This window comes from Ruminiclostridium sufflavum DSM 19573, from assembly GCF_003208175.1.
In the GTDB taxonomy this organism is placed as follows: Bacteria; Bacillota; Clostridia; order Acetivibrionales; family DSM-1351; genus Ruminiclostridium; species Ruminiclostridium sufflavum.
On the sequence record NZ_QKMR01000002.1, the window covers coordinates 30,570 to 49,465 of the forward strand.

At 39.1% G+C, this 18,896-nt stretch carries 9 protein-coding genes; all 9 read left to right on the forward strand.

Features of this window, described 5'->3' with window-relative positions:
• The first annotated feature begins 219 nt into the window (after nt 1-219).
• The 9 genes from LY28_RS19455 to LY28_RS01575 all read left to right on the forward strand — a co-directional run bounded on the left by LY28_RS19455 (nt 220) and on the right by LY28_RS01575 (nt 18,877).
• Nucleotides 220-546: an ABC transporter transmembrane domain-containing protein gene (locus tag LY28_RS19455; RefSeq protein WP_242981114.1), complete on the forward strand. Its 327-nt coding sequence runs from the start codon at nt 220-222 to the stop codon at nt 544-546.
• Nucleotides 507-1,292: an ATP-binding cassette domain-containing protein gene (locus tag LY28_RS01540; RefSeq protein ID WP_242981115.1), complete on the forward strand. Its 786-nt coding sequence runs from the start codon at nt 507-509 to the stop codon at nt 1,290-1,292. Before LY28_RS19455 ends, LY28_RS01540 begins: the two co-directional genes overlap by 40 nt.
• Before the next feature lie 101 nt (nt 1,293-1,393).
• Complete coding sequence (locus LY28_RS01545; RefSeq protein WP_110460415.1) at nt 1,394-1,555, forward strand: CLI_3235 family bacteriocin precursor; 162 nt, start codon at nt 1,394-1,396, stop codon at nt 1,553-1,555.
• A gap of 105 nt (nt 1,556-1,660) precedes the next feature.
• Nucleotides 1,661-3,091: a Cys-rich peptide radical SAM maturase CcpM gene (gene ccpM / locus LY28_RS01550; protein ID WP_278302474.1), complete on the forward strand. Its 1,431-nt coding sequence runs from the start codon at nt 1,661-1,663 to the stop codon at nt 3,089-3,091.
• Between the two features lie 117 nt (nt 3,092-3,208).
• Complete coding sequence (locus tag LY28_RS01555; RefSeq protein ID WP_110460417.1) at nt 3,209-4,336, forward strand: TIGR04066 family peptide maturation system protein; 1,128 nt, start codon at nt 3,209-3,211, stop codon at nt 4,334-4,336.
• Nucleotides 4,337-4,490: 154 nt separating this feature from the next.
• A complete protein-coding gene (locus LY28_RS01560; protein WP_110460418.1) occupies nt 4,491-4,781 on the forward strand; it encodes a peptide maturation system acyl carrier-related protein in 291 nt (96 codons plus the stop codon).
• A gap of 861 nt (nt 4,782-5,642) precedes the next feature.
• The gene (locus tag LY28_RS01565) at nt 5,643-12,332 is read left to right on the forward strand and encodes an RCC1 domain-containing protein (protein WP_110460419.1); all 6,690 of its coding nucleotides are present in this window, start codon (nt 5,643-5,645) and stop codon (nt 12,330-12,332) included.
• A 69-nt stretch (nt 12,333-12,401) separates the two neighbouring features.
• Nucleotides 12,402-13,274: a hypothetical protein gene (locus LY28_RS01570; RefSeq protein ID WP_110460420.1), complete on the forward strand. Its 873-nt coding sequence runs from the start codon at nt 12,402-12,404 to the stop codon at nt 13,272-13,274.
• A complete protein-coding gene (locus tag LY28_RS01575; protein WP_110460421.1) occupies nt 13,274-18,877 on the forward strand; it encodes an RHS repeat domain-containing protein in 5,604 nt (1,867 codons plus the stop codon). Before LY28_RS01570 ends, LY28_RS01575 begins: the two co-directional genes overlap by 1 nt.
• The last annotated feature ends 19 nt before the right edge of the window (nt 18,878-18,896 follow it).

Here is an 18,896-nt window from a genome sequence, read left to right on the forward strand (position 1 = left end):
ATATACAATTGACATATTATTCTTATAAAGGTATATTAAGGGTATAAAGTTAAATAATTACAAAAATTTCGATATATTAAATAATGAAATGGCGAGGTTGAAATGTTATTTTATAAAGAAAACAAAAGTTTATTAAAAAAAATCTTTATACTTTTAAAGCCTTATATAAAAAAAATCGGTATTGTTTTTATATGTATTTTTGCTTCCGCAGGAATCAGTATGCTCTTTCCATTACTTAGTAAGCAGCTTATGGACAGCGGATTGCTCAAAAGTGATTTTGGAATGGTAGTTAAAATTTCTCTTTTTACTTTAGTTCTGGTTTTTATTGATCAGGCAATCGGATTACTTGAAACAAAGTATTTTTCATATGTAAATTCCATGTTTCAATATTCCTTGCAAAAGGCAGCCTTTAAGCATCTTTTGAAGCTTAAGCTGCAATTCTTTAATAATACAAATTTTTCTGAAATCATGAGTAACATCGGAATGGATGTTGGAAATATATTGATATGGAAACAGAAACCGAAGAGAAGGGTAAAACTCTGGTAAGGTTAACCGGCAGAGAGGTAAAAGGGAAGATCAGGTTTGATGATGTGAGCTTTTCATATAGAGACGGTGAACAAACTTTGAAGAATGTCAATCTTGATATAAAGCCGGGAGAAAAGATAGCCATTGTAGGAGCAAACGGCTCTGGAAAGAGTACGCTTATTAATCTCCTGCTGAGGTTTTATAAACCGTGCAGCGGAAAAATTGAAATTGACGGAACTGATATAAACAGCATTAATCTTAAAGACTATAGAGGCTTGATTTCAGTAGTAAGTCAGGATTTGTACCTTTTCGACACATCTATTGAGGAAAATATATCTATAGGATTAAAAAAGGAAGAAGGGAAAATAAATAAGGTGGCAAAGGAAAGTGGCGCATATGAATTTATTATGGATATGCCTTTGAAGTATAAAAGTAAGGTGGGCAGGAACGGTTCAAACCTGTCCGGAGGGCAAAGACAGAAAGTTGCTGTAGCAAGGGCTTTTGCAAGGGAATCAAAAATACTTGTCCTTGATGAGGCAACCGCAAATTATGATGTTGAATCAGAAGCATATTTAAACCAGTTTATGACCAGTGATTTTAACGATAAAACTGTTCTGGTTATAAGCCATAAGCCGGATATTTTATCAAAGGTAGATAAGATTTGGTTCATGAATAATGGTAGTATACAACAACTTGAAAATTATAGAGATTTCAAAAAAGGCTATAAGGAGAATGAAGATTTACTTGTTGTGAAGGATATAGTTTAAATTGGATTTGAACTCATAAGGTTTATCCGCGGTAAAGCTCAATGAGTTTAAATAAGGTGAGCCATTTTTCAATATGAATATACAAAAGGGAGGTGGGAAAAATGAAAAAATTAGGTAAAAAACTACATAGCTGTCAAGGAACTATAGAGGCATACGCAGACTGTTATAGCTATTGTCACTGTGATTATAATGCCTGTGGTAATACTAGTGCTATGGTAAATCTTATGGCAAATGTAAGAAACTTTGTAAATAATAATATGTAACCAATTTGTTTGTGATTTTTGCTAAAAATAACCGGAATACAGTCTATATTCCGGTTAATTTTAATTAATAAGGAGGAAGTGATAGTTTTGAATTCTTTCATACATATGTTTAAAACTCCTGGAGGGCATTACTTGTATGATGTCAATAAAAATGTGATTCTCCGCTTATCTGAAGATCAATATAAGATACTTGATTATAAAAATAATGATGATACCTGTAAATGCACCTCGGAATTCAGTTCACAAGCTATAGAGTCAATTGAACATTTGCGTGATTTAGGTTTCTTATCGGAAAAAAGGCCGAAGGAAATGTACCATCCTTTAAATGATACAATTTTAAGCCACCTCAATAATAAAGTTAATATGATTACACTGCAGATAACAAAGCAATGTAATCTCAGGTGCAAATACTGCGTTTATTCGGGAGATTATGAAAATAGGGTTCATTCAAATGAGAAAATGGCTCTTGATACAGCTAGAAAGGGAATAGATTTTTATATTGAGCATTCAAAAGATAATGAATATGGCTTCTTGGCATTCTATGGGGGTGAGCCGCTGCTTGAATTTGAATTCATAAAAAATTGTATTGAGTACTTTGAAGAAAGAGCAGAGGGGAAAAATATTCATTTAAACCTGACAACAAATGCAACTCTTTTAACTGAAGAGATTGTAGATTATTTTCAAAAGCATGATGTACATTTGCTGATAAGTCTTGATGGCTCTTCTGAGGTACATAACAGAAATAGGGTATATAGAGATGGTAATAAAGGGACTTTTGAAAAAGTAATGGAAAACTTGGGGATGATTAAAACTAAATTTCCTGATTTTTTAAGTAATAATATTGCTTTTAATGCTGTGTTAGATCCTCAGAATGAGTTTAGCTGCGTAAATACTTTTTTTGCTGATTTTGAATTAGCAAAAGAAGCAAGCATTATGGCTTCAGAAATAACGGATTTATACAGAAAAGATACTGTAAAAACATCTGAAAAATATATTTCTGAGATTGAATATGAAAATTTTAAGATATTTTTATCAAAGCTTGGTTATCTGAACGAGAAATATACAGCGAAACTACTATCGATGCAATACAACGAAAGAAAGACTAGGTACAGGCTATTGCAAATGAGACAGGAAATACCTGATAAAATTCATCATGGTGGACCGTGCGTACCTGGGGCTCAAAAGTTGTTTATGGATGTTGACGGTAATTTCTACCCTTGTGAAAGGGTTAGTGAAGCGTCGCCGCAAATGAAAATAGGAAATATAGATTATGGTTTTGATATTGATAAAATAAGAATTTTGCTTAATGTAGGAAAAATAAGTGAAAATAAATGCATAAACTGTTGGGCACTTACGTTTTGCAATTTATGTGCAGTAGCAGCAGATGAAAACGATGGACTGTCAATGGAAAAAAAGGTTTCAAAATGCAGCTCTACAAAATACTCAGTTGATAGTTTATTAAAGGATATTTGTACTTTAAGGGAATTTGGGGCTGAATTAGGTGAAGAAATTTATTCTTTCGATATGACGGAGTGAAAGCTGTAATAATGGAGGGAGTTAGCTTGAAAGAAACAAAATGCAGTCGCTAAATAAATAGCGTACCGACGCTGCTTTCATAATATTTTATGCCGAAAACTCGGTTTGGAGGTTAATATGAGAAAAAATGAGAGGCTTTTGATTTATCCGTACAATATGGAATTTACTCCGGTATTAAGGCACAGGTCTTTGCTTATGGGATACGAAATATCCTGCCTCGTAGCTCCAAATGGATGGGGTTTCACAGGAAAAGATGCGGGTATTGCAGATCGTGGACCGGATATAGGTATTTCGGTAGCTGCGGATTTTGAAAAATCACTGGACTTGTGCGATACCGTAATGATTATTAAATCACATCTACCGTTTGATTTTGATAAATATATATTTAATAAAATTAAATTGGCAGTAAAATTGAAAAAAAATATAATATGCTCATTAAAATTGGACAGAGAGGCTATTAAAGAAATATCGTCTATGTGTAATTGTGAGGGAGTGTATTTCAAGTACTTTGATGGAACTCAGAATGTACTGCCGGAAGAGATAGTTATTGATAACGAAAGTATTGAAGAAATAGACACACCGGTTATTTTAACGGTTGGAATATCTGAAAAAACAAATAAATTTGAAATCCAGCTTGCACTAAGGGAAAAAATTCAAAAATTAGGATATAAAATAAGTCAGATAGGTACAAGGTCATACTGTGAGATGATAGGGTTCCATTCCTTTCCTTCATTTATGTATGGAAATGCTATTTCTGATGTCAATAAAGTATTGATGTTCAATAGATTCATAAAGAAAATTGAAAAGACCGAAGAGCCCGATATTATTAGTATCGGAGTACCAGGGGGTATAATGCCGCTTAACAGGAAGTTTACAAACAATTTCGGCTTGTTTGCCTTTGAAATCTCACAGGCCGTAGTTCCGGATGTTGTAATAGCCAGCATGTTGTATGAAGATTATAAGCCTGAGGGATTTGATACGTATACGAATTTGATTAAATATAGGCTTGGATTTGAGGTCGATTTCTTCAACATTGCAAATATGCAATTCGATTGGAAAAGAGCAAATCAGGAACATGTGAGGTCTTATACTTCGTTAGATTACAGGTTTATTGATGAGAAGAAAATGAAATACAGCAGTAATAATATACCGGTACTTAATATACTGAATAAAAGCGATTCCAACTTTATGGCAGACCAAGCTATTAAAAAGCTTGTTGGGTATGCTGATGTACAAATAGTATAGGAAATATATTTTATATTGCGGGGAAAGCCGTATTCCGCCGAAAAAAAACAGTCAATTATGGCCAGAGCCTTCGCAGTGATAGAATATCTCTTGACTTTAGGAGGATTTAGCCGATAGTAATTAACTTCTGGGACTCTAAACGGGGGGATTTACAATGGAAGATTTATTATCAATTAGAATAAAGGAAGACCTTATAAAGATTTTTAATAACAGATTTGATATCGACTTCAATGAATTAGGAGAGGATTATTATTCTAAAAATCTTTTAGGAAAAGAACTGAAGCTATATGCAAGAGATTTACTCTATATTTATTTTGATGCTATGAATGATTTTAATATTTCTATTCCACAAGAGGATATCGTGCAAGGGAAATTCTCAACATTTGACGGTATATTTGAAATCATACTAAGGCAAATGAAGCAAAAGGAAATGTCAGCATGTTAGCTGGTAGGGCTTATAATATTTGACAAGGGTTGTATTGTACTAATGAATAAGCCAATTAGGGTTGCCGTAATTGATGACGGAATAAATGAAAATTAATTGAGCTTGACAAAAGGTATAGGAAAATGAACCGCGAGGATGATGATTACTGAGACCTGATATATGAGTGTGTCTGTACGAAGAAGGAGTAGCACTGTACAATGACCTATCAGACGCGGAATTCAAAAACTCATATAAACAATATAACTGCGTAAAGAAAATTGCATGAGAAGGGTTCTGGTAAATAACAGCTTCACGGATTTGATGTGAAGCTGTTATTTTTAGGGTACGGTATGTGTTCCATCGATTACAAATAATATTTTTACATGTTAAGCTTATAACATCGATTTTATGGGTATTCATGACTAAAGTCAATTATTGTTGAAACCTTTGCCACGATATCGCTTGAAATTTAAAATTTTAAACTGCTCTAAAAATGATAAAAACCGCTAAAAATTTTACAAGTCTATTTACAATAATACACTAAAAATATAAAATGTATATTATGGCAGTATAAATTTATATTATTTAGCAGCATAAGGAACACAATATTTATACTGCCAGCAGTTTCATAAGATATGGAAAACAGTAATATAAAGCAAGGACAGTCAGGAATTACTTGCTGGTGCTTGTATAATTAAGATGAAAAGATATTTTTGAGGGGTACATATTGAAATATGTTACGACAGCAAAAATATCTTTTTAATTTTTTACAAGCAGTATGAGTAATTCTGGGTCTATGCCCGATATCACTGCTTTGCAAGCTTCATTTTAACTGCGGAAGTTGAATTATCAATATTACACACTATTTAAAGGAGAAAATTTATGCTGAAAAAAATGAAAAGTATTTCTATTTTGCTGGCAGCGGTTTTTATGCTTCAAGGTACCATAAATCCTGCGATATATGCCGCAGGTGCAAATGATGCAGTAATGGAAATATCAGTACCGCAGCTGTCTCTTATGAATTTCGGTAAAACATCCGATTCGGTTGAGCTGGTGTGGACAAGCAGGAATAACAGCATTAAGGCTTCGGCTTATGAAGTATACAGAGATGATAAGCTCATTAAGCAAACGGAAAGCTTTACCTTTACTGACTCAAAGCTCACTCCTGAGACAAATTACAGTTATTTGATAATAGCGAAGGATGCAGACGGTAACGTTATTGCAAACAGCAACAGCATGGATATTAAAACGGCTGCAAAGGAAGACAATACAGCTATAGGAGCTGACGGTGCCTATCCTGAAGATTTAACCGGCTCTGCAATAGAGCTTGAAGATATACCGAAAGCTAAAATGTCAGAAAAAGGAAATCCTGATTCACTGGCAGACAGGTTTATAATAAAATACAAAAATGAAAGCGGCAGGGAAAGGGCCAGAAGGGTTTTTGAAAAAACAGATAAGATAGATAAAATAGACATGAAGCTGAACAGGCATTTGCAGGGCAACGGAATCAGCAGGAACAATAAAGTCTATATGGCGGACTCGAACAAAATCGGCAATGAGAGCATTATCGATATTATATATATGGATAAGGAGGAAAGGCTGGGTGATATTGCTTCAGACCTGCAAAAGAATAACCTTGCCGGTGATATTGAGTACATACAGCCTGACTATAAGCTCAGCTTATCTTCAAACGATACCCTGTACGGCAGCCAGTGGGGCTTGGAAAACAATACCGGCGAGGCTGAAAGCAGTTCAAATGCTTTTACACCTTCAAAAAAAATAGAATTACTGCCCTATCACCTTAGAGCTGCTATAAATGACAATCCTGAGTTTATGGAACTTCTCATGAGTACTCCGGCGGGGGAAATAAAAAATAAGCTTTCGGCAGGAGATATAGGCGGAAATATTGATTTGAATATACTAACAGAAGTTGTAAATGAGCCTGTTTTTATGGATACGTCCTTAATGCAGACTGAAGAACAGAACAGGCCCCAATATTTGTGTGATGCTGGTGTACCGGAAGCATGGAGCAAATCAGAGGAAGAAAATGTTACGGTTGCAGTTATTGATACAGGAATAGATATCACACATGAGGACCTGTTAGAAAATATATGGGCAAATCCGGCGGAGATACCCGGAAACGGAACAGATGATGACGGAAACGGAAAAATTGATGACACAAACGGCTGGAATTTCAGTGATGATAATAATACAGTGTACGATTATCAGAATATAGCCGGTGAAAATCACGGAACGCATATCGCGGGAATAATCGGGGCTGTGAAGGATAACGGAAAGGGAACAGCCGGTGTGGCTCCGTCAGCAAAGATAATGCCCCTCAAGGTATTTAAGGACGGAACCGCATATACAGGTGACATAATAAATGCCATACAATATGCCGAAAGCATGGGGGCTAAAATAGTAAACTGCAGCTGGGGAAGCACTGACGAAAATACAGCACTTAAAGAAGCAATACAAAATTCAGATATGCTTTTTGTATGCGCGGCAGGCAACAATGGCTTGGATATAGACAGTGCTCCTGTATACCCGGCAGCTTTTGACTGCCCAAATATAATAACAGCGGCATCGGTAAATAAAAACGGAGGCTTGTCTGTTTTTTCAAATTACGGTGAAAGAAGTGTTGCTGTGGCGGCACCGGGAGAAGCTATTATAAGCACCACCGCAGGTAATACGTACGGTGAAGACAGCGGAACCTCAATGGCAGCGGCATTTGTTTCGGGTGAGGCCTCACTGTTATTAAGCAGTTTTACAGATATGAGCGCGGCGGAAGTGAAAGAAAGAATAATACAGTGCTCGGAGCATTTGTCGAGCTTGACGGGAAGGGTCTGCGGCAGCTCCAAGATAAGCTGCATAAATGCTCTTAACAACATTGCAACCGATGAAATTATAAATATATCAAGTATTGGGGAAGCCGGTACTGATATGACAGAAAATACAGGGGATTTCAGCCTGTTTTCAGCAGGTACGGCAGAGGGGCAGTTCCAGAGGCTTGCGGCAGGACGCAGTCACAGTATTGCCTTGAGGAAGGATGGAACAGTCTGGTCATGCGGCTATAACGGGTTCGGGCAGTTAGGGGACGGAACTGCGGTTGATAAATCGGCAATAGTACAGGTACTTGGGCTTAGCGGAATAAAGGAAATTTCGGCAGGCGTCTATCACAGTATGGCATTAAAGAGTGACGGAACAGTATGGAGCTGGGGATATAACGGTTACGGCAGGCTGGGAGACGGAACAACAGCAGTCAGGAAAACAGCGGTACAGGTAAGCGGCTTAAGCGGCGTTAAAGCAATAGCCGCAGGAGGAAATCACAGCCTTGCACTGAAGGAGGACGGAACAGTATGGAGCTGGGGATATAACGGGTATGGTCAGCTGGGAGACGGAACGACTGAGTATAAGACAACAGCGGTGCAGGTAAGCGGTCTTAGCGGGATAACGGCTATTTCGGCAGGCTATCATCACAGTATGGCATTAAAGGAGGACGGAACAGTATGGACATGGGGCTATAACAATTTTGGCCAGCTGGGAGACGGAACAACAGTAAGTAAAACAGCAGCGGTGCAGGTAACCGGACTTTTAGGCGTTAAGGCTATTTTTGCGGGAGGCTATCATAATCTCGCATTAAAAGAGGACGGAACAGTATGGACATGGGGCTATAACAATTGCGGACAGCTGGGGGACGGAACAACGGCAAACAAGTCAACGGCGGTACAGGTAAGCGGCTTGGGCGTCATAACGAAAATTGCGGCAGGCCAGAATCACAGCCTGGCGTTGAAAAATAACGGCTCGGTATGGACATGGGGATATAATGAATTTGGACAGCTTGGAGACGGGACGACAACAAACAAAACAACAGCGGTACAAATAATCGGTTTAAGCGATGCAAAGGATATCGCGGCAGGGGAAAGCCACAGCTTGGCACTAAAGAGTGACGGAACGGTGTGGACACTGGGGAACAGTGATTACGGACAGTTGGGAAACGGTACATCGGCAACGGGCATTATGGCGGAAAAGGTAAGCAGTTTAAGCGGAATAACGGCAATCTCCGGAGGCTTTACACACAGTCTTGCGCTGAGGGACAACGGGACAGTTGTAGCATGCGGGTTTAACAATTACGGCCAGCTGGGAGACGGAACAAAAACAAACAGAGCAACGGCAGTACAGGTAAGCGGTCTTAGCGGGATAACGGCAGTTGCGGCAGGCTATTATCACAGTATTGCACTGAAGAATGACGGAACAGTGTGGGCGTGGGGAAGAAACCTATACGGAGAGCTGGGAGACGGAACAACGGAGGAAAAGACGGTTCCTGTTCAGGTAAACGGCTTGAGCGGTATAACGGCTATAGACTGCGGCGGATACCACAATCTTGCACTGAAAAATGACGGAACAGTGTGGACTTGGGGCTATAACAATTACGGCCAGTTGGGGGACGGAACAACGGCAAATAAGTCAATAGCCGTACAGGTAAGCGGTCTTAGCGGAGTAACTGCAATTGAAGGAGGCTACTTCCACAGCCTTGCATTAGAGGAAGACGGAATAGTGTGGACCTGGGGATATAATGCCTATGGCCAGCTGGGGGACGGAACAACGGCAAATAAGTCAATCCCTGCACAGATTAGTGGCTTAAACGGAATAACAGCTGTCGGAGGAGGTCTTTATCACAGTATTGCACTAAAAAGTGACGGAACAGTATGGGCATGGGGATTTAACGGATATGGCCAGTTGGGTGACGGAACAAATGTAAGTAAGACAACAGCGGTAAAGACAAGCGGACTTAATGGGATAACCGCCATATCAGGATGGGATTATCATAATCTTGCACTGAAGAGTGATGGCACGGTTTTTGCATGGGGAAATAATGATTGCGGACAGTTGGGAGACGGAACAAGGATAAACAAGCTGTCAGCTGTACAGGTAAACGGAACAACGGATATTGCAGCAATAAATGCAGGAGTGAGGTGCAGTATAGCGTTAAAAAGTGGCGGAACAATTTTTACATGGGGAAGCAACCAGTATGGACAGCTATTTAACGGGGAAAAGGGATATTCTGAATATATTAAATATGCATTTGGAACACAGCTGGAGGAAGGACAGTTCATTAAAATAGCAGCGGGCCGCAGTCACAGTCTTGCACTGAAGAGTGACGGAACGGTATGGGCATGCGGATATAATGGTTTCGGCCAGCTAGGGGATGGAACCGTGACAAACAGGTCAACGGCAGTGCAGGTAAACGGCTTGAGCGGGATAAAGGATATTTCAGCGGGCTACATTCACAGTCTTGCACTAAAGGAGGACGGAACAGTCTGGGCATGGGGCTACAACGGATATGGCCGTCTGGGAGACGGAACGACATCAATCAGAACAACAGCAGTACAGGTAAGCGGCTTAAGCGGAGTTAAAGAAATAGCTGCAGGAGGCGAGCATAGTCTTGCACTGAAGGAGGACGGAACAGTCTGGAGCTGGGGCTATAATATAAATGGCCAGCTGGGAGACGGAACAACGGCATACAAGACAACAGCGGTGCAGGTAAACGGCCTTGGCGGGATAGCAGCTGTTTCGGCAGGCTCCCATCACAGCATGGCATTAAAGAATGACGGAACAGTATGGACATGGGGCTATAACAGCTTCGGCCAGCTGGGGGACGGAACCGTGATAAACAAAACCACACCGGTGCGGGTAGAGGACCTGGGCGGAGTAAAAGCAATAGAGGCGGGCGGATCTCACAGTATTGCACTGAAAAATAACGGAACAGTCTGGGCATGGGGCTATAACAATTATGGCCAATTGGGTGATGGAACTGCGGCAAATAAATCAACGGCGGTGCAGGTAAGCAGCCTTGGCAGTATTACGGCTATTGCCGGAGGACAAACTCACAGTATTGCACTTAAAAATGACGGAACAGTGTGGGCATGGGGAGATAACGAAGCCGGACAGCTGGGGGACGGTACAATAACAAACAAAGGGACAGCGGTGCAGGTAAGCGGTCTTAACGGTGCTGCAGTTATTGCCGCAGGTGAAAGCCTCAGCCTGACAATAAAAAATGACGGGACAGTATGGACGTGGGGAAACAATGATTACGGACAATTAGGCGGCGGTACGGCGGCAACAAGCATGACGGCGGTAAAGGTAAGGAGTCTTGGCGAAATAAATGCAATATCCGGAGGATATATGCACAGCTTACTTTTAAAGGATAACGGAACAGTATGGTCATGCGGCTATAACAATTCCGGCCAGCTGGGAGACGGAACAAAGACAAGCAGAACAACGGCGGTACAGGTGAGCGGACTTAGCGGAGTAACTGCTGTAGCAGGAGGCTATTACCACAGCCTTGCATTACGAGCTGACGGAACAGTCTGGGCATGGGGAAACAACCAGCATGGAGAGCTGGGAGACGGAACAACAGCAGATAAAACAACGCCAGTACAGGTAAGCGGCCTTAGCGGTATTACAGCAATTGCCTGCGGAGGCTTTAACAGTATGGCATTGAAAGCTGACGGAACAGTGTGGACCTGGGGGTATAATGCTTATGGCCAGCTGGGGGACGGAACGACAGCAAGCAGGACAATACCTGTACAGGTAAGCGGCTTAACCGGAATAACAGAAATAGAAGCAGGTTATCTCCATAGTCTGGCAATAAAAAATGACGGAACAGTGTGGACCTGGGGAGGAAATATTTGCGGAGAGTTGGGAGACGGAACAACGTCAAACAAGACAATGCCCTTACAGGTAAGCGGTTTGAGCGGGATAACTGCTGTCGGAGGAGGGATTTATCACAGTATTGCACTGAAAAGTGACGGAACGGTATGGACATGGGGGAATAATGCGTATGGCCAGCTGGGAGACGGAACAGGTGTAAACAAATCAACTCCGGTGCAGGTTATCGGCCTAAGCGGAATAACTGCTGTTTCAGGAAGGAATTATCATAATCTGGCACTGAAAAATGACGGAACAGTATGGGCATGGGGGAATAACGATTCCTGTCAGCTGGGAGACGGCTCGAGGATAAATAAGCTTACAGCGGTGCAGGCAGTCGGTATGATTGATATTACAGCAGTACTTGCAGGAGTAAGGTACAGCATGGCCCTGAAAAATGACGGAACGGTTTATACATGGGGAAGCAATCAGTTCGGACAGCTGTGTAACGGGGAAAAGGGCCTTCGTGAATATCCCGGATATGCATTCGGAATACCCTCCTCAGAATTTGAGCCTGTAACTGCCGCTTGTACAACCGAAAGCACTGCCGGGGAACCCTTCAACCTCATTTTAAAGGTAAATAATATTGACAGTATTTTCGGACGTACCTTCACAATTACATATGATACAGGGGATATAGACAGTGTAACCGACCTGTGTAAAATGACATACAAAAAGGATATATTATTAGGAGATATTGAGGACACAAACATAAAAATTCTTCAAAACGAGCCGGGAATTATAAAATTCTCTGTTAATGAATATATTCCGGAAGATAAATTATGGTCCGGTATAATTAATGTTATAGTATTTAAGCCGGCAGTAAGCGGACAGGTTACTATAAACTGCAATATGGAATAGGGAGTAAAAGTATTGCCAATTTTATTAAGTAATTTAAAGAGTGAACTAATTTAAGCGGAGGTAATCCATATGAAAAATAAAAATATTATAAAAGCAGGTATATGCCTAGCAGTATTATTAATAATTTGTACAGCAACCGTTTTTGCTGTTTCAAATACTCAGGATAAAAGTGAAAAAGCAAAGGCTGAGCAAATAACGGCAGATAAATTAAACTATAAAGTGAAAGCCACTACTTATGAAGAATGGAAAGAAGCATTAGAAAGCTTGAAATCTAAAAAAAGTACAAATGTTATAACAAAAGAAAAAATAGATGAACTTTATGAAAGCGGATATAGCCTGTCTGATATTGATAAGGCGGAAAAGCTGGCTATAGCAAGCGGAAAGACTATCGATGAAATACTGGGCTTGAAATACAGCATGAAGGGCAAAACTCTCGTGAATACAGACAAGTCATGGGAAGAAATAGAAGCAGAGTTAGCAGTCAAAAACAATAATCTTTTGAGTAATCAAAGAATGTCAAAAAGTACCTCTGACACCTTGAAAAGCAAAAAATTCTCAGATAAGCAAATTGTTGAAATTGAAGTCCTTTCGCTTAACTATGGCAAGGATTATGACCAGATAGTAAAGGATATTGAATCAGGCAAAAATTATGACCAGCTAGATAAACAGTACTGGGAAGAGCAATATAACAAAAAACTAAATAAAGTGGAGAGTCAAGTAATTAATCAAGAGGATCTAGAAAAGCATATAAAAGAAAACGGCAAAATTAGTCAGGATGAAATTCAATTGGCTGAGAAATATGGTATTACCCACATAACTGTTATCGGATATGCAAAAAACCTTTCTCAAAAGTATAATATAAGGCTTGAAGAAATTTTTAAACTTAAAAAAGAAAAAACTAACTGGAGTGATGTTATAAGCACACTAGAGGAGGTGAAATAATGAGATTCAAATTAACATGGCTTTTAACAATAACCTCAGTATTTGTTCTGTTATTAAGCTCCAATTTGGTAAGTGCAGAAGATTTAGTTGACAAAAGCCCTTACTACAATGGGTTAGGATATCCTGGAGCTGTATTTAATAAAGGGATTGAACCTCCATATTCACTAAACGGCAATTCAGAAGAAACTATTGACCCGGTAACAGGAGCAATTAATATAAAGGTAAATGATATAAGCTTAAAAGGCAGAAATGGATTGGATTTTTCTTTATCCAGATATTACACACAGAATAATAGTGCACTATATGAACCTTATGTTTATCCAGGCTATACATATACTTTATTGCCAGAACCCATAGACCTTTATTATGTTCAAGTAAAAGTGAAGAGAACTAAAATTGACTTGAATTCTGGAAATAGTATTGGTGACTCTACGGTTACAATATTAGATGAACTAGGACCTTATTTAAATACTTCTTATGCTCAACCTGTGATAGATGAAATTAATGATATAGAAGATGAATATAGTGATGTCTATTATGACAAGGAGACTGGAAAATGTTTTGTTTATTTATATGATTACTATTCAGTCGTTGTAACTAGACCTACTTATTACTATTTATCAGATATAGATTATGTAAATAAACTAATAGTTAATACAGATAATCATAAATTTTCAGATCTGGGTGCAGGCTGGCAATTTGATCTTCCGTATATAGAAGATATAGAAGGGTATAAATATTTACATTACGGGAGTGCCGGTACATGGCAGATAGATTTCAAAACCAGCGGGGACTCTCACTTAAAGGATTATCCTTTAAAGGATATAAAGCTGAATAATGACAGTTGGTCGTATTATAACGGACAAATGTATTCTGCATATGTTCTGGAGCAAAAGGATGGAAAGAAAACTTATTTTGGAAGTGACGGAAGACTGCTGGGTATAAAAGACAGATTCGATAATGAAATAAGATTCCAGCATGATACTTCAGAACCGGAATATCCTTTATTAAATAAAATCATTGACAGTGTTGGAAGAGAGATAAATATTACATATTCCGGATCCAAAGTATTAATTACTATTAATGATGAAACGAACCCAGACAATAACAGAACGATTAAATATAATAAAGCTACTGTTCCGGAAGTGCCGGCTAATTATGTCCTTGAATATGTTATAGATGCTGAAAACAGGCAGACAAAATACCAATATTCAATAAATTCAGCAAATATAAATTTAGTTGAAAAGGATTTAAGTGAAGGAGTTTTAAATGTATATGCATGTCTTACAAAAATAATAATGCCGACAAAAGGAGAGACTTGCTACAGCTATACAAAAAGTACCAAGAATTGCGGTACCGACGGTATAATGGAGGTATATAAGCTCAATGAAAGATATGAATCTAAAAATGACGGTGTAAATTATAATTATAAGAAATTTAATTATTTGTATGGGGAAACAGGAGAATATGACGGTTATCCCAACTATTCCAGTGATGCTTCCATACCGGATTCTTACATAATTAAGACACAGGTTGTGGACGGCCTTAATAACAGTGAAATCTACACATATAACAAGAAAATGTTACCAATAAACATAATACAAGAAGGTACAAACCATAAATATGAAACAATAAATGAATATGACTCAGTCACAAGGCTGCTTCTGAAAACTGTAAATAAAACATTTAATAAAGCTACCGGTGCTTTAATGCAAAGTGTACAGAACTATACATATGACACCACGGGCTACAGGGATTTGTTGGAATATTGGGATAGTCAGGCCGCGAGAGATAGCAGTAATATGCCAACGAACAATGAGCATAAGGTAACATATACATATCAATCTACATACCATTATCCGCTGACTAAAGTATATAATAGAGATGCATCAACCACTGTAAAAGAGGAATATACACCAGCCAGTGACTTAAAAGCAATACAACAGATAAAAATATACGAAAACTCTGTATTAAAAGGTAAGACTCAATATAATTACGATAGCTACGGAAATATCATTGAGGAAAAGAAATATTTGGATGATGGTGTAAATTCAATATCAACATATTACAGCTATAATGACAACAACAGTGCCAGAAACGGAAAGTTTAACGGAGCATACCTGACAAGGAAGTGGAACAATAATGTAAAAAATATTGATGAGCTTGAGAACAATTTGCCTGGAATTACTGTTGAGGAAACATTTAAATATGATTGGTTCGGCAATATTATTGAAAAGAAGGACGGTAACGGTAATACAACCGCATATGAATTTGATAAGCTGGGAAGAGCGAAAAAAGAGACACATCAGGATGGTACATATAAAACATGGCAATACACAACTGACAGCTTAGAGAATAGTGTTGTTATTTCTGATGAAAATAAAAGTAAAATAAAGAATTTGTATGATCAATTTGGAAATATTATGTGTCAGGTTGATGTGGCATCAGGTCAAAATCTTAATCAGTATACATATGACAGTCAAATGCGGTTGAAAACTGAAAGTAATCAGAACACCAGCCTCTCATACGGAACAAATACATACAATTATGACAGTATTGGCAGACTATTGGAAAAGATTACGAAAAATCAACAGGATACAGTTATTGCCAAAGAGAGTTATTCTTATGATGATGCATGTGACAATGGACTATATAACAAAGTTACAAAAACAATCCTCGGAGAAACAGGCTCACCGTCAATAACTGCCGTTGAGTACACAAATAAGCTGGGACAGGTAGAAAAGTCAGGTACCCTGCATAACGGAACAGAATATTTAAGCACCTTCAAATATGATTACCTTGGAAACAAAACAGAGGAAAAGTCGGCAAGAGCATATGACGAGGGCTGGAGCCAGGCTTATACAGCAAAGTATGACTATAATTATCAGGGCAATGTGGTAAAGCAATATAACATAAACGGTGATTATACAACCAGCACTTATGATACACTGGGAAGATTGAAGGCTGTAACGGATATAAAAGGAAACAAGGCAGCTGTACCATATTCAACTACCTATGAATATGACAATTTAGGAAGATTAATTAAGGAAACAGTACCTTTTGATAACAGCTCCGGAACAATTGTAAACAGCGTTAAAAAATATTACTATGACAGCAACGGCAACAGAATCAAGGAAAGGACCTTAAGCAACAAGCCCGGGGAGGCGGAAAGCTATAATACCACAGGCTATGAATATAACACCCGAAACATGCTGACCAAGGTTGTAACCTATGACGAGGAAGCGGCCGAGAACTATACTCAGTACTACTATGATGCCGCCGGAAACAAAATCAGAATGTATACAGGGCTCTCGGCTCCGCTGCAAATAGCCGGAACGGACAATGTTACCCCTACAGCGGATGCCGATTATTCGGTGACAAAATATGAGTATGACCGGTTCAACAGGCTCATAAAGCTGACAGATCCCATAAATATGAATGAGAACTATACATACGATTTAAACGGCAATATGCTGCAAAAAACAGATAAAAACGGAAGCACCATAAGCATGACCTATGACGGAATGGGAAGAATGCTTACAAACAATGTTTTAAGCACTGAGAATCCATCCTTGAATGCCGGGTACTCATATACATATACCTTGACCGGAAGCAAAAAGACAATGAGCGGCGGAGGCACAAATACAGCATATAATTATGATGATTTGGGACGCCTGATAACGGAGGAGGTATCGGACGGAAGCCGGAAGGAATACACCTATGATACGGCAAACAACCGTAAGTCCTTAAAGCTTAGCCAGAACGGCGCGGTAAAAACAAATACCGCATACACCTATGACAATTTGAACAGGCTAGGTACGGTACTGGAAAACGGAGCGCTTACAGCCACCTATACGTATGATGAGAACGGAAACAGGAAGGCCCTGACCTGTTCAAACGGTAATCTTACAAAGTATACCTATAATTTGGCTAATAAGCTGCTGACACTTCCGAATGAAAACGGCAGCACTGTATTTGCCGGCTATACCTACACCTATTACCTTAACGGAAATCAGGCATCAAAAACTGATAACAGAGGTAAGGTTACCGCATACACCTATGACGGCCTTGGCAGAATAACCTCTGAAAGCTCAAGCAGTGAGCCTGCAATAAAATATACATATGATGACAGCAGCAACCGTGAAACCATGACGGAGGGTGATAATACCACTACCTTATATGAATATGACAAAAACAACAGGCTGCTGGAGGAAACAAAAGTTACCGGCAGTGATACGGCAATAACAACCTACAGGTATGACAGCAACGGAAATCAGATGTCAAAAACAACTGGTACATTAAAGCCGGCAGCGGGAGGAGAGGCAGCAAGCCTTGAGGCTTCAGCGGGCGAAAGGACAGGCAGCACCGAGATGTCCTTTAATGAATACAACGGCTTCAACCAACTGATAAAAACCGAAACAGGCGAAACAACAGCAAAATATGCCTACAACGCAGATGGGCTACGCACTTCAAAAACCGTAAACGGAATAAAAACAAACCACGTATGGGACGGCAACCAGATAGCCCTTGAAACCGATGGCTCGGGAAATGTAACCAACAAATATGTAAGAGGAATTAATCTGCTGTACGCAGAAAACGCAGCAGGCGCAAAGCAATATTATATGTTCAACGGTCACGGCGATGTGGTACAATTAACAGGAGCAGATGGAGTCTTAACAAAAAGATACGATTACGATGCCTTTGGAAATGAGAAAAATCCGGATGCCAACGATACCAATGTATTCAGGTATTGCGGGGAGTACTTTGACAAGGAAACAGGGACTATTTATCTAAGGGCTAGATATTACGACCCAACTATTGGGAGGTTTATAACAGAGGATAGTTATTGGGGTAAGGATAGCGACCCGCTGAGTTTGAATTTGTATACGTATTGTGGAAATAATCCGATTATGTATGTTGATTCTACCGGACATGAGTATACCACACTGAAACAATTGATAAATACCAGTGAAGGTGGGTCATTTGAGACACATAAAGGTTATGTAACAGTTAATGCATACGGAAAATCAGTAGATATTAAATATGATACGAGTAAAAACGAATATAAAATGGCAAATGTTAATGGAACTATGTATATGGATAGAGCTGAATTTTTAAGGATGATGGGAGTTGATGCTATTGCAACTTCTAGTGGTAAGTATGAGATTTCCAGTACGAATGCTCATTTACGAACGGCTCTTGCTAATGCTCCTGTATTTGTTGCAGGAGTATACATAGGTGCAGAAGTTTCTCCTGCAGTAATAGCTTATGTTTCGGCATCACAATATGCTGAAATTATAAAAAGTGCTGCCTCTAAAGTAAAGAAACTTGGTTCGGTAGCTGGAGGTTTATTTGCCATAGAGGTAATGCCATCAATTGAAGTTGAGGCTGGTACCTATGTGGAAGAACATTTTATGGTGCGATATGGAAATGGACTTATTCATTCAATTGGAGTTATTACGCAGTTAAATGAGAATGATGCAGTAGAAAGTTCAATTAGTACAAGCTCAGTATCACCTGTAAGCTGGGGTATACCTTGGAATCAAAGGGTAGGTGAGTTAAGGAATTCTATGCCAAATTCTACGGTGATAAAAATCAATTAGTTTTCTAGAATTTAGATTT

What these genes read in the sequence shown, in the direction of transcription:
- LY28_RS01565 (WP_110460419.1), top strand. Translation starts at nt 5,643, where the DNA reads ATGCTGAAAAAAATGAAAAGTATTTCTATTTTGCTGGCAGCGGTTTTT.
- LY28_RS19455 (WP_242981114.1), top strand. Translation starts at nt 220, where the DNA reads ATGCTCTTTCCATTACTTAGTAAGCAGCTTATGGACAGCGGATTGCTC.
- LY28_RS01560 (WP_110460418.1), top strand. Translation starts at nt 4,491, where the DNA reads ATGGAAGATTTATTATCAATTAGAATAAAGGAAGACCTTATAAAGATT.
- LY28_RS01570 (WP_110460420.1), top strand. Translation starts at nt 12,402, where the DNA reads ATGAAAAATAAAAATATTATAAAAGCAGGTATATGCCTAGCAGTATTA.
- LY28_RS01575 (WP_110460421.1), top strand. Translation starts at nt 13,274, where the DNA reads ATGAGATTCAAATTAACATGGCTTTTAACAATAACCTCAGTATTTGTT.
- ccpM (WP_278302474.1), top strand. Translation starts at nt 1,661, where the DNA reads ATGTTTAAAACTCCTGGAGGGCATTACTTGTATGATGTCAATAAAAAT.
- LY28_RS01545 (WP_110460415.1), top strand. Translation starts at nt 1,394, where the DNA reads ATGAAAAAATTAGGTAAAAAACTACATAGCTGTCAAGGAACTATAGAG.
- LY28_RS01540 (WP_242981115.1), top strand. Translation starts at nt 507, where the DNA reads ATGGAAACAGAAACCGAAGAGAAGGGTAAAACTCTGGTAAGGTTAACC.
- LY28_RS01555 (WP_110460417.1), top strand. Translation starts at nt 3,209, where the DNA reads ATGAGAAAAAATGAGAGGCTTTTGATTTATCCGTACAATATGGAATTT.